Genomic DNA, 14,195 nt, shown 5'->3' on the forward strand with positions numbered 1-14,195 from the left:
ACATTTATCCAGATCATCGTTTTCAAATCTTATAGCAATCCCAGATTCATCGATCTTTTCTTCAGAAAAATCCTCCTGATCCGCCAGAAATCTCCTGCACATTTCTGCGTATTTCGGGTTCTTCTGCTGCTTTTCTCGAAGAAGCGCCCTTTGAAGCCGTTCTCCGTCTTCAACCTGGATATAAATCGGGCATACCCTGTCTGCTCCATAATATTCTTTCATTTTCTGATAAGATTCCAGTGTCCCGATTCCTAAATAATCTGCTCCGTCCGGTCTGATCTGACCGTCATCCGCAGTAAAATATGTCCATACTCCATGTACCGTATCATAAGACCGGGATTCGATCAGTTTTCCACTGATCCTGAATTTTTCTAATTGTTCTTCATCTGTAAAATAATATTCTCTTCCGTTTTCTTCTCCTGCACGTATAGGGCGTGTGGTATAAAGGACCATTTTTTTCAATTCCAGTTCTTCTCTGCCTAAAAGAAGCGAATAGATCCTGTCCTTTCCGGAAGCACTTTTTCCCATAATATAAAATATTTTTCCCATTGCAGACTGCTTTAAACCGTTCTCTCTGTTTTTTTCAGAGAAGCCTCTCTCATTTCATTGGTAACTACCAGAACAGAAGCATTTGATACATCACTGAGTCCCTGAAGATCAAATCCCTGTTCCATGTATCTTCTCATATTCTTTATCAAAAGTCCAGTGATCTGTTCTCCCGGAACAAGCAGCGGGATTCCCGGCGGATAAAGATATGCAAACTCTGCCGATACTCTTCCAATGCTTTCCTCCATCGGAATTCTTTCTGTAAGAGCATCCATAGCCTGAGATATTTTCATGATCTGTTTTAATTCCTGGTATCTGGATTTTTCCTGAACTTCCAGATCCTCTGTATATTTTAACGATTCCCGTCTGTCAATTTCTTCAACAGCACAGCAGAGTCGTTCAAATCCTTCTTTGGTGTCTGCTGCAGAAGTCAGCGCCAGTGTATAGTTTTCTGCCTCCATTTCCATTTCCAGATGGAATTCTGATCTTAATATTTCTGTAAGCTGCCTTCCGTTCAAGGTGCTGTGTACGGTTGAAAGGATCAGCTTCGATCTGTCTACATCAAAAATCCCCAGTGACGGATCTGTCATTGTATTTTCCAGACGGATATACCTGCACTTTGACAGACGTTCCCTTGCCCGTTCCAGATTGCCGGTATATTCTGAAAACATTTTCTCTCCATCTTCTCTCAGTTTATACAGGCATGCATCCATAGATGCCATAAGAACATACGAAGGACTGCTTGTCTGGTAAATTCCCAGAAATCTGGTGAGCAGCTCTCTTGATACCCTGTCGCTGCATAAATGGAGCAAGGATGTCTGAGTCATAGAGGGAAGTGTCTTGTGAAGACTGTGTATCACAATATCTGCCCCTAATTCTGCTGCCGATACCGGAAAATATTCCGAAAAATGAAAATGTGCTCCATGGGCTTCATCTACGATCAGAGGTATTTTATACTCATGAGCAATTTCTGCAATTCGCTTTATGTCTGATACAATTCCATCATAAGTAGGAGAAGTTATAAGCACTGCCCCTATCTCCGGATTGTCAGAAAGGCATCTTTCCACACGTAAAGGAGAAATTCCCCCATTTATCCCCAGTTCTGAATCCTCATGTGGATAAATACAGGTAACTTTTAGCTCTCTGAGATAAGCTGCATGATAAACAGCTTTATGGCAGTTTCTGGCAATCAGAATATGACCATTTCTTTTTACAGCGGCCGAAACAGCTGCCAAAATTGCTCCTGTACTTCCATTAATACAGTAAAAACTGTCTTTCACTCCGTAAAGACGGGCCGCTTCTTCCTGGGCTGTTTTCAAAACATCTACAGGATGATGAAGATTATCAAAACCTGCAATTTCCGTAATATCTTTTTGAACAGGAAAATCCCCTGCCACAGACAGGGGATTTCTCTTATGTCCCGGCATGTGAAAAGGATAGAAATCTGATTTTCCATACTCTTCCAGTTTTTTATATAATCTGTCCATAGATCTCCTCTCGTTTATTAAATGAGGATATTATACCATTAATCCGGGGCAGATGTCATCACGCCAGTTTTTTCTTAACATTTTTTACAAAATATTTATAATTTGATCTTGCTCATTGCAGCTTTATCGCATACAACAGTAACATCATTATGAAGCTGAAGAATAGAAGCCGGTACTTCAGGAGTGATCGGGCCGGTAAATGCTTTTGCAATAATATCAGCCTTACCCTCACCAGATGCTACCAGAAGGATTTTCTTTGCTCTCATGATTGTTCCGATTCCCATTGTATATGCCTGACGCGGAACATCCTCTTCTTTTTCAAAGAATCTCTTATTTGCCTCAATTGTGCTTTCTGTAAGATCTACACACTGTGTGTTTTTGCAGAATTCGCTTGCAGGCTCATTAAATCCGATATGTCCATTATGTCCGATTCCAAGAAGCTGGAGATCAACTCCGCCTGTAGCTGCAACAACTTCATCATACTCACGGCATGCTTTTTCGCTGTCCGGTTCCAGACCGTTCGGAACGAAAGTTCTGCTCTTATCAATATTTACATGGTCAAACAGATGTGTGTTCATGAAATAACGATAGCTCTGGTCATTGTCTCCGGAAAGACCTTTGTATTCGTCAAGGTTTACACTTGTCACCTGTGAAAAATCAAGATCACCTTTTTTGTACCATTCTACAAGCTGTGCGTAGGTTCCTTCCGGTGAGGAGCCGGTAGCCAGTCCCAGAACACAGTCTGGCTTCATAATGATCTGAGCGGAAATAATGTTCGCTGCGATGCGGCTCATTGCCTTGTAATCTTCTCCACAATAAAATTTCATTGCAAAGTCCTCCTTTAATATATGTTTTTATTTTCAGGACTGCTTCCTACATCAGTCGGAGAAGCATATCCCCTGTACCTACATTATAACCGCTTGTGGCATAAATTCCATTTAATTTTTCAGATGTTACAATAATAAGCGGAAGTTTTTCATGATCCACATACAATCTTCTTCCCAAAAGCTCAATATGATCAGCAAAATAATCATAATATACCTGAATTTCCGGGAACATGGAAAGAGCTTTGCTGATTGTAGGATCCTTAAGTGCGGTCTGGCTCTGTACCACAAAAAGGATTCTGGAACAAATTTTTCTGAATTCCTCCGGCTGTTCCATCATCTCATTCAGGATATGCTCGGTAGGTTCTCTGCTTTCTTCCAGAAACATCAGAATATGTTTTCCCTCTGCAGTAAGCTCAGATGCCTGTACCACTTCATTTCCATCCTCATCCTTGCGAAGCTGAAATTCCGGAAGTTCAATATTTTCGAGCATATCTTCCAGATCTGCCTGGCGCAGAATCATAGAGATTTCCTTTTTATCGCCTGCATCCACAGAAAAATAATATACGTAAGCAAACATATTTCCATTTGGCAGACGATTTGATGTAGTAATCCTGTATGTTCCTGCCTCCAGATCCGCCTCCAGTAAATCATCCTTCCATAAAAGACCGCCAAGACGAAGAGAGGTATACGTTCCATTTTCAAGCTTTGCCATAGACCAGTTCTGGAAATACTTCCACTGTGTTCCGTCTCCCGCTTTCAGAACAATATGACAGTTCTTTTCTGCTTCCGGAAGTACCGGAATAAATCTTCCATCCTTTCTGTACTCCATGGAACGGTCTTCCGGATTCAGTCTGGCCGGTATTCCAAGTGTCCTTGCAATGGCCACAAAAAGAATTTTCTTTGATAAAATACTGCCCACCTTTGTTTTCAGGCAGCCTGCAGGTGTAGTGATCACACTTGCTCTTTCTCTTTCAGGAATAGAGTTAATCCTTTTATCTACTTCTGTCCAGATAGATGCAGGATTCTCCCGGAAACAGAGCTTTTCTTCCTCAGAAAAAGTATTTTCTATAACTTCTCTGTATTTCATCAAAACCTCGTCGTCTATACGAGGATTCAATACATAATTTACAAAAACAGAATGTTCCAGTTCTTCCTCATAAGGCATAGCAAAACGAAGGTGTTCTTCCAGTACTTCTGCTCTGCAGTCTGTCCTGTCTTTTTCTGTCAGTACATTCAGAAGCTCCTCTCTCAGAAGCCCTTCCTCTTCATCCTCTGTGTTCTCTTCTGTAAAGCATCCCTGAAGAAACTTTTCACATTCAGGATTTACCCATGCCTCTGTCTTAGCTGTTCTTCTTGCCGCAGCCTTTTCCAGACGGATATTGCCTTCTGCTGTCTGCTCCGCTGTAGGCATGTCTGTATTTACAGGAGTGTCTACCGGCGCGATCATATCAACAGCTTCCCAGACATCTTTCTGTCCGGCATTTTTTCCAAAGATAACTCTTATCTGCTTCTGTTCTCTGGTATCTGCAAAAACACATTCACACTGCCCATCCCTGGATATCTGCACTGCAAGACTTCCAAGTCCCGTGGTAAAGCTGCAGGTTCCATCTTCTCCGGTAACACCCTCTGCCACAGGAGAAAATTCCGCATAATTCAGCACCTGGAAAGAAACCTCTGCTCCGGAAACCGGCCTTCCCTCCTCGTCTTCAACCTTTACAGAAAACTCTGTAACCGCCGCATAACGAGAAAGCTCATTCAGCATGGTCACCATTCCATCTGTTCCGATTTTTTCTTCACCTGATTCTGCCTGATCAAACCACCGGGAATGTACCATCATAGCTCTGGAAGAAGCATTGGTAAACCATCCTTTATTCAGGATAGGAAGAGGCTCACATGCACCAAGGAAATACCATTCTCCATCATTCCAGATTTCCACCCATGCATGATTATCATCACAGTGAGACCATTTCGGTGCATAAACCTGGCGGGAAGGAATTCCTATGCTTCGCATTGCATTTACCGTAAACACAGATTCCTCTCCGCATCGCCCGTTTCCCCTACGGTAAACAGTCAGTGCCGAAAGTGTTCTGTCGTCTGTACAGTGATAAGTTGCCTCCTGTGCGCACCAGTAATTTACCTCAATGGCAGTTTTTTTTCTGTTGAATCCAGAAAGAAGAGTTTCATTTCCATTCTCTTCCATGAATTTACTGATCTCTTCTGCAAATAAAGTTCTGCACGGAGCGATCTCTTCCTCATTTACTCTGTGATAAAGTACATAATTCAGGTAAATATCTTCCGGAAGCAATTTTACGCCTTCTGATTCATGCCATATCCGTACACTGTTCTTTGCATAATCAAGAAATATTTCAAATGAATAATTTCCCATGTCACTGCATGGCATAGTCATATAAAGATATTTTAAAGCAAGAGCCGTTTCTGGCTCCTGCTCTTTGATCTTTTTGTCTGTCTCCTCAAATATACCGGGAAACTGTACTTTTATTTCTTCATATCCTTTAAGGATACGCTCCCGGCTTTCTTTCAGAAATTCGCTCATATATTTCCTTTCCTGCCTGGATTTACAGGCAAAGAGGATATAAAATCATTTTCCCTCAAACTGATCAAGAACCTGTCTTGCCTCACGGATTGCTGTCTCATCCGTTCTCCAGACCTCAAATTCACTGAGAGAAGGAAGTCCCATATTTACTCCCTCTTTCCGGTATTTCATTTCACTGTCCAGAGTCTTTTTTCCGGACATATGGAATGCAGTTGCCCCGGTCTTCGGATATATCTCACGGATTACGGCCGCATTTACTCCGCTTCCCACCTGGATTTTTATTCTTCCTGCACTTTTTTCCACCAGATCCCTCAGAAGATCTGTTCCCAGAGTGCAGACATTTTTCTGTCCGGAAGTCAGGATCGTATCAATCCCAAGAGAAATTGCCTGTTCCATTGTCTCGTAAGGATCTGCACAAACATCAAAGGCACGATGAAGTGTCACAGACATACCCTCTGCTTCCTCCATCAGAATCTTCATCTGTTCCATATTCATGGTGCCGTCCGGTTTCAGACATCCGATCACAACACCTTCTGCACCAAGTTTTCTGAACTCCTTTACTGCTTCACGAATCAGAACAAACTCCTCGTTTGTATAACAGAAATCTCCGAATCTGGGGCGGATCAGTACATGGATCCTGATATCCGTATGCTTCCTGATTTCCTGAAACAGCCACGGATTTGGTGTGGTCCCTCCTATCACAAGACTGCCGCACAACTCCAGACGACTGGCGCCGCCTCTTGCTGCTGCCAGCGCAGACTCCACAGAATCTACACAGGCTTCTAAAATAAAATCAGTCATAATGTCTCTGTCTTCCCCCTTTCTGTATTTCTATCTGCACACCTCTTATTTCAGATCAGTCTTACACCGGATGCTTCAAGAGTATTTACAATCGTATCATCCGGATACTCGTCCGTTACGATCCCGTTAATGTCATCAAAATGTGCAAATTTATAAGAATCATTAAAATAGAATTTTTCTTTTTCCATAACAACGTACTTATGCCTGCTGCTGTGGATCACTGCTTTTTTTGTCAGTCCATCCTCAACTCCAAGAGTAGTAACAGTAAGATCCACCATATCTACACCGCAGCTTCCGAGGAAGGCTCTGTCAAAACTGTACTGTTTCAATACCTCGATCGTAGCTGCTCCCATAAATCCATTGACTCCCTGATACATGGTCCCGCCTGTGCCAATCACAGTGATCATCGGATTCTGTACCAGTATCTGCATGATATCGATCATATTGGTAACAACAACAATCCTCATCCTGGATGCTGCCAGAAGTTTTGCCAGCTCAATATTTGTAGTAGAAATGTCAAGAAAAATAGTTTCATTACTCTTGATCAGCCCCATAGCTTTTTCTGCAATAATCTTCTTTTTATCCAGATGATAATTTCGTCTGTCGATCACATCCCGCTGGAGGGGATAGTCCTGAGACATAATTGCCCCTCCATAGGTTCGTTTCAGTTTTCCGGCATTCTCCAGAGTCTTCAGATCCTTACGGATACAGTCCTCAGACACCTGAAATTTTTCACTGAGTTCTTTTACCTTAACCTTCCCCTTGTCCTGAAGGCACATGATGATAGCACTTTGTCTTTCTTCTGTAAACATGAAGTACCTCCTTTCATTTAAGAGGAGTTTTTGTCTTTATTCTTCTGTAAGAATTACATCAAGTACTGTATCTGTCTGATCCGGAAGAACAGGATCCAGCCCAAGATCTGCAAATACAATATCCGGATAATCACTATGTACCCAGCTGTTAGATACCGGAACTTCTGCTCCGGATGCCAGATAACGGATTGCCTTTAAACGATCTTTCGGAACCCCAAGAAGAGGTACCGGACCAATAGTATTCTCAAAAAGATGGAAATACAGATGATTCCCTTTGGATGTAATACGTCCGTAATCCGGTTTCTCCAGCTTGGATTTACCACATCCATAAATACTCTCTCCATTTTTCTTCATCCATTTACCAATCTCCCGAAGGATCTTCATGGATTCTTCAGGAATATTGCCTTTTGCATCCGGTCCTACGTTCAGGATCAGATTTCCACCCTTGGAAACACATTCGACCAGCTTTTTAATAAGCATAGGAGCCGGTTTATAGAAATGATCTGTTGCACAGTAACCCCAGTGATTGTTCATGGTAAAACATGCTTCCCATGCAATATCGTTGCCTTCTGCATCCTGAATACCATTAGGCGGTATCATCTGCTCCGGACTTACAAAATCTCCGTGATACGGTGTCGGCTTACATTCTGCCAGAGAACCGTATCCTTCTCCGCTTACTTCCAGACGATTGTCAATGATCACATCCGGCTGGAGACTGCGCACCATGTTCATAAGCTCTGTTGCTTTCCATGCTTCTCCTCTGAGATCATCATAGGAGAAATCAAACCAGAGAATATCGATCTTACCATAATTGGTACAGATTTCTCGAATCTGATTATGCATATAAGTAAGATAATTATCAAAATTCCGATTATCATTTTTATAGGCAGGATTATTTCTCATGGGATGCTGTCGGTCTCCATAATGAGGATAATCGTCATGATACCAGTCAATAATGGTAAAATAAATACCAACCTTCAGCCCCTCTGCACGCACTGCCTCTACATATTCTTTTACAAGGTCACGTCCGCATTTGGTATTTGTGGATTTAAAATCTGTATACTGACTATCAAAAAGACAGAATCCGTCATGATGCTTGGCTGTCAGAACAACATATTTCATTCCGGCTTCTTTTGCCGCACGGGCCCAGGCTCTCGGATCATAATCAACGGGATCAAATTCATCAAAGTATTTCATATACTCTTCTTTTGTGATCTCTTCTTCACTTCTTACCCACTCGCCTCTGGCAGGAATGGAATACAGTCCCCAATGGATGAACATTCCAAATCTTGCGTCAAGGTACCATTCCATTCTTTTGTTGTACTCTTCTCTGTTAAATGTGTACATGGCCTTCCTCCTGTAGGAAATTTATTTTGCTGTCTCCTGAATATCCGGATAGTGGCATTTTACAATATGTCCCGGTGCGATCTCTACCGGCTGCGGACGCTCACATTTACATTTCTCTGTGCAGTGAGGACATCTTGTGTGGAACAGACATCCGCTCGGCGGATTACTTGGGCTCGGAAGATCACCCTGAAGGATGATACGGCTGGACTTCTTCTCCGGATCCGGAATCGGAACTGCAGAGAGAAGCGCTCTTGTATACGGATGTCTTGGATTTGCATAAAGCTCTTTTTTCGGAGCTGTCTCTACGATAGTTCCAAGATACATAACACCGATTCTGTCTGAGATCATCTCCACAACACTGAGGTCATGAGAGATAAACAGATAAGTCAGATTATAATCCTTCTGCAGCTGCTGCAGAAGATTCAGTACCTGTGCCTGGATAGAAACGTCCAGTGCAGATACCGGCTCATCAGCAATGATAAGCTTTGGCTGTACAGTAAGTGCTCTGGCAATACCAATACGCTGACGCTGTCCGCCTGAAAACTCATGAGGATAACGTTCTCCATGAGAAGGACTTAAACCTACGACGCCAAGCAGCTCATGAACTTTTTTCAATCTTTCACCTGCTGTCATATTAGTGTGGATCAGAAGAGGTTCTCCGATCAGGTCCTGCACCTTCATTCTTGGGTTCAAAGATCCATAAGGATCCTGGAATACCATCTGGATCTCGGATCTTAAGGGACGCATCTCATTATCAGAGATTTTTGAGATATCCTTGCCCTGGAACCAGATTTCACCCTGGTCCGGTGTGATCAGATGATCGATCAGTTTACCTGTTGTGGATTTACCACAGCCGGACTCTCCTACCAAAGAAAAAGTTTCTCCCGGCATAATGTCAAAGGAAACGTCGTTTACGGCATGAACGAATTTTTTCTTGCCGAACATCCCCTTATTTGCAGAAAATGTTTTTGATATGTTTTTTACAGATACTAATGCTTCACTCATGACCGATCACGCCTCCTTTCCAAGTTCTTTAAAATGATGGCACCTGCATTTATGGACTCCGTCTACAACCTCAAGCTCCGGCTCCTTCTCTCTGCAGATATCTGTTGCATACTTGCATCTTGGTGCAAATTTACATCCCTTTGGCATAACGGAAAGATCCGGCACACTTCCCGGGATAGACGGAAGAGATTCCACTCCGCTGCCAAGCTTCGGCACAGAAGCGATCAGTCCCTGTGTATATGGATGCTTCGGAGCTGCAAACAGCTCTTTTACCGGAGCCTCCTCTACGATACGGCCTGCATACATAACAACCACACGGCTGCACATTTCTGCAACCACACCAAGGTCATGTGTGATCATCAGGATACCTGTATTTTTCTTTTCACGGATTTCTTCCATCAGTTCCAAAATCTGTGCCTGAATAGTAACGTCAAGAGCTGTAGTAGGCTCATCTGCAATCAGAAGTTCTGGCTCGCATGACATTGCCATAGCGATCATAACTCGCTGACACATACCACCGGACAGCTGATGAGGATAACTCTTAAGAGTCATTTCCGGCTCCGGGATACCAACAGATTTCAGTACATCAAACGCTCTCTGATGAGCCTGCTCCTTGCTGAAATCATTATGAAGAAGAATCGCCTCTGTAAGCTGTTTCTCAATTTTCATACATGGGTTCAGAGAGTTCATCGGTTCCTGGAAGATCATTGCAACTTCTCTTCCGCGGATATTTCTCATTCCCTTTTTATCTTCTTTGAGAAGATCTGTTCCATTCAGGATTACTTCTCCATTGGATATTTTACTGTTTCTTGCCAGAAGACGCATAACGGACAGAGAGGTAACAGACTTGCCGCATCCGGACTCTCCTACCAGACCAAGGATTTCTCCTCTGTCAATGGAAAAGGATACGTTATTGACTGCTGTCACCCATGTTTTGTCCCGCTTGAATTCTGTGCGGAGATTTTTTACTTCTAATAATTTTTCTGCCATGGTTTCTCCCTCCTAGTTCATCTTCGGATCCAGAGTATCTCTGAGACCATCGCCCAGCAGGTTAAATGCCAGAACGGTAAGGAAGATCAGAATACCTGGAAACAGTACCATATGAGGAGCTGTATTCAGATAGTTACGTCCAAGTGAAAGCATTGCACCCCAGTCAGGTTCTGTAACATTAGCTCCAAATCCCAGGAAGCTAAGAGAAGATGCCGCCAGGATTGCTGTACCAATACGCATGGTAAAGTTTACGATCATGGACTGGATAGTTCCCGGGAACACATGTACAAACAGAATCCGGCTGTTTTTACATCCCAGAGAACGGGCAACCTCCACATAAAGGGATTGCTTAACAGAAATAGTTGCGCTTCGTATGATACGGGCAAAGGATGGCACCGTAAACACTGCAACAGCAATCATAACGTTTACCATACCAGGTCCGATAATTGCAACAACTGCGATTGCAAGAAGGATATCCGGAAATGCAAAAAGAACATCACAGCATCTCATGATCAGGGAGTCTACAAATCCGCCGTAGAAACCTGCGATCAGACCTAAAACAACTCCTCCGGCTGTTCCGATCACAGTAGCGATCAGGGCACAGGAAAGAGATAATCTGGAACCTACCATCAGACGGCTGAATACGTCCTGGCCAAATTCATCTGTACCCCAGATATGAGCTGCGCTTGGTCCCTGAAGAAGGGCTGTATAATCCGGCTGATCCGGTGCATAAGGAACTACAAACGGCGCAATGACCGCCATTAAAATAATAAACAGTATAAAAACAAGAGAAACAACTGCTGTTTTACGCTTCATAAACTTCTTGGTAAATTCTTTTACCTTACTCTGCGCTTTAGGAAGCTCTTCAGCAGCAGCAAACTTGTTCTGGTCTAAATTTGTATTTGTCTGTGCCATGTTTTTTCCTCCTAGTTATAGCGAATTTTCGGGTTGATCACTCCGTAAAGGACATCCACGATCAGGTTAATGAAAATGTATTCCGCTGCAAAGAACAGAAGCAACGCCTGTACTACTTTATAATCACGGAAATTAATAGAGTCTACCAGCAGACGTCCAAGACCCGGGATGGAAAATACTGTTTCCGCCATAACAGAACCGGAAAGAAGACCGCCGATCTGAAGGCCTGCAACAGTAACAATCTCAATAAGAGAATTTTTAAATGCATGACGCATAACAACCAGAGTTTCTTTTAAACCTTTGGCACGTGCTGTACGGACATAATCCTCACGCATGGTCTCCAGCATAGTGGATCTGGTAAATCTTCCTAATACAGCCATGATTCCTGCACCCATGGTGATAGATGGAAGAATATAACTCTGCCAGGAATCCAGTCCTCCTGTAGGCAGCCAGTTCAATGCAACCGAAAATCCCTGGATCAGTTCCAGTCCCAGCCAGAAGCTTGGAACAGATATACCAGAAATCGCAATGATCATTCCAATATAGTCAAGTGCTCTTCCATGGAATACTGCAGAAATGATACCCAGAGCAATACCTATGATAGTTGCCCAGATCATAGCTGATACTGTCAGCATGATTGTAGGTTTCAGTCTTGGTGCGATTGTTTCAACAACTGTTTTTCCATTTTTTACAGAATCGCCAAGATCTCCGGTAAAAAGACCTTTCATGTAATGGCCATACTGAACAAGCAGAGGCTCATTCAGACCCAGCTGCTCTCTTACTACCTCTACATCTTCCTTTGTTGCATCCTGTCCTGCGATCATTCTGGCCGGATCTCCCGGGATCATATGGATGAACATAAATACCACAAATGAAATTACAAGCAGAAGTGGAATTGCGCTTGCTACACGCTTGCAAAAATATTTGCCCATTTTATTACCTCCAGTCTGATATTTTAAAAATTTATATGCTGTACGATTCTCATCTGTACAGTAAAAGAAACTACCGTATGCACATCTGTGAATGGTCACAGACCGCTGTACGGCAGTTTCCTACTCAGAACTTTTTTGCTCTGTCATATTTCACTGCGGCGCCTGTCGCCCCAGTTGCCTATTCTGTTTTATTTTCGTGACTCTTACTGTGCAAGTTCTGCATGTGCAAAGTTAAATGATCCGTCCGGAGATACATATGCGCCGGAGAGATAAGATTTTGCTGCATACAGAAGCTGGTCATTACCAAGGAACAGCCATGGTGCTGCTTCCCATGCGATTGTCTGAGCTTTTCCATAAATCTCAGCCTGTTTTTCCGGGTCAGCAGTAGCCAGACCTTCGTCTAACAGTTTATCAAATTCTTCATCGCTGAAGTATGCTGTATTCGCACTGGTTGGAGGACACATGTCACTGTACAGAAGAGAACGTACAGAACCATCCATAGTAAAGTCAGATGCAGACCAGTTTACATACCACATGTTTACTTCAGCCTCATCTTTTTCTACATAAATCTTATCACTGATAGTAGCTGCTTCCATCGGAAGTACTTCTACATCAATGTTGATCTGAGAAAGCATCTGTTTTACAAATGTCATACCCTTTACATCCTGAGTGATGTTGTCTCCCCACAGAGTAAGCTTGAATCCATCTTCGTATCCGGCTTCTTTCATAAGTTCTTTTGCTTTCTCCACATCGTATGTATATGGGGTCTGCTCTTTATATCCGCCGATAATAGAAGGAACAACAGATGTTGCCGGTTTTCCGTTTCCTGCATACATAAGCTGGATATATGCATCTTTATCGATAGCATAGTTCATAGCCTGACGTACTTTAACATCCTGAAGCTCCGGAAGATTCATATTCAGAGTTACATATCTCATGATATTAGAGTCTGCTGCAAGTACATTTACATCATCGCTTCCCTGGATTGCTGCCATCTGGTCTGCAGGCATCGGATAAACAAGATCTGCCTCGCCAGTCTGGAGCATTGCTGTACGGGAACCAGCCTCTGGTACCTCTTTAATAGTAACAGTATCTACGGAAGCTTTTTCTCCCCAGTAATCTTCATTACGCTCGAAAGAAGTATGATCGCCTTCCTCCCACTCTGTACAGATAAATGGACCTGTTCCTACCGGATGGTTCATAATATCATTGCCGTATTCCTCAAGAGCAGCCGGGCTGATCATACAAAACTGTGTCATACGGTTGATAAACGGAGACCATGCTTCTGTAAGCTTGAACACTACTGTATAGTCATCCGGAGTCTCAATGCTCTCAACACGGAATTTCTCTGTTCCGTCCGGCTGAGCTACAACATAAGTTCTTCTCTGACGAAGTTTATTTTCCGGATCAATGATTCTTTCATAGTTTGCCACTACAGCTGCTGCATTAAAGTCTGTTCCATCGGAGAATTTAACGCCTTCGCGAAGATGGAATGTATAAGTAAGGGAATCCTCAGAAACCTCCCAGGATTCTGCCAGCTGTCCTTCCAGTTCCTGATTCTCATTGAAAGTGATAAGCATCTCATAACATCCACGGGTTGCAGAAATAGCATTCGTATCCGGAATATTTGCCGGGTCCATGGAACTTACACTTCCTTCAATTGCGATCACCAGGTCATTGTCCTTTGATTTCGCATCTGTGTTTGTTGCTTTTACTGCGTATCCGTCTTCTGCTGCGAATACTGCTGTGCTCATAGACAGAGTCATAACACCTGCCATAAGAGCTGCGAGAACTTTTTTACGATTTTTCATAAATCCTTCTCCTTTTTCTTTGTTTATTTGTTAATAAGTTACAAGTTCATAATGAAATACGGGTACAAAAAAAGCATCTCTTATTTTTTGCGTTTTTGCAATGTTCTTATTATAATCCGGATCAAACATGCCCCTTTGCATACTCATAAAAATGCTTCTCTTAACTTG

Annotated in this window: 12 protein-coding genes; all 12 read right to left on the reverse strand. The window is 42.9% G+C overall.

Annotated features, from left to right (window positions below; translation table 11 throughout):
- The coding region (locus tag RDS42_RS06115) for a guanylate kinase (protein ID WP_308782854.1) at positions 1-549 on the reverse strand (549 nt) is incomplete at its 3' end.
- 11 nt (positions 550-560) lie between these two features.
- Positions 561-2,033, reverse strand: coding sequence for an aminotransferase class V-fold PLP-dependent enzyme (locus RDS42_RS06120; RefSeq protein ID WP_308782855.1), 1,473 nt, complete (start codon positions 2,031-2,033; stop codon positions 561-563).
- A gap of 95 nt (positions 2,034-2,128) precedes the next feature.
- A complete protein-coding gene (gene nagB, locus RDS42_RS06125) occupies positions 2,129-2,860 on the reverse strand; it encodes a glucosamine-6-phosphate deaminase (protein ID WP_308782856.1) in 732 nt (243 codons plus the stop codon).
- A 46-nt stretch (positions 2,861-2,906) separates the two neighbouring features.
- A complete protein-coding gene (locus RDS42_RS06130; protein WP_308782857.1) occupies positions 2,907-5,414 on the reverse strand; it encodes a transglutaminase domain-containing protein in 2,508 nt (835 codons plus the stop codon).
- 45 nt (positions 5,415-5,459) lie between these two features.
- Positions 5,460-6,215, reverse strand: a complete 756-nt coding sequence (locus RDS42_RS06135; RefSeq protein WP_308782858.1) for a copper homeostasis protein CutC — start codon at positions 6,213-6,215, stop codon at positions 5,460-5,462.
- 50 nt (positions 6,216-6,265) lie between these two features.
- Positions 6,266-7,027: a DeoR/GlpR family DNA-binding transcription regulator gene (locus tag RDS42_RS06140; protein WP_308782859.1), complete on the reverse strand. Its 762-nt coding sequence runs from the start codon at positions 7,025-7,027 to the stop codon at positions 6,266-6,268.
- 36 nt (positions 7,028-7,063) lie between these two features.
- Positions 7,064-8,374 (reverse strand): alpha-L-fucosidase, encoded by a 1,311-nt coding sequence (locus RDS42_RS06145; protein ID WP_308782860.1) that lies wholly within the window; start codon positions 8,372-8,374, stop codon positions 7,064-7,066.
- Positions 8,375-8,395: 21 nt separating this feature from the next.
- Positions 8,396-9,379, reverse strand: coding sequence for a dipeptide ABC transporter ATP-binding protein (locus tag RDS42_RS06150; protein WP_308782861.1), 984 nt, complete (start codon positions 9,377-9,379; stop codon positions 8,396-8,398).
- 6 nt (positions 9,380-9,385) lie between these two features.
- Positions 9,386-10,369 carry an ABC transporter ATP-binding protein gene (locus RDS42_RS06155; protein ID WP_308782862.1) on the reverse strand — a complete coding sequence of 328 codons (984 nt, stop codon included), beginning with the start codon at positions 10,367-10,369 and terminating at the stop codon, positions 9,386-9,388.
- A 12-nt stretch (positions 10,370-10,381) separates the two neighbouring features.
- Positions 10,382-11,284 (reverse strand): ABC transporter permease subunit, encoded by a 903-nt coding sequence (locus tag RDS42_RS06160; protein WP_308782863.1) that lies wholly within the window; start codon positions 11,282-11,284, stop codon positions 10,382-10,384.
- Positions 11,285-11,295: 11 nt separating this feature from the next.
- On the reverse strand, positions 11,296-12,216 hold the full coding sequence (locus RDS42_RS06165; RefSeq protein ID WP_308782864.1) for an ABC transporter permease subunit: 921 nt from the start codon (positions 12,214-12,216) through the stop codon (positions 11,296-11,298).
- A gap of 203 nt (positions 12,217-12,419) precedes the next feature.
- Positions 12,420-14,027, reverse strand: coding sequence for a glutathione ABC transporter substrate-binding protein (locus RDS42_RS06170; RefSeq protein ID WP_308782865.1), 1,608 nt, complete (start codon positions 14,025-14,027; stop codon positions 12,420-12,422).
- Between the last annotated feature and the right edge of the window lie 168 nt (positions 14,028-14,195).

The sequence above is a fragment of the uncultured Blautia sp. genome, from assembly GCF_902497045.1.
In the GTDB taxonomy this organism is placed as follows: domain Bacteria; phylum Bacillota; class Clostridia; order Lachnospirales; family Lachnospiraceae; genus Blautia_A.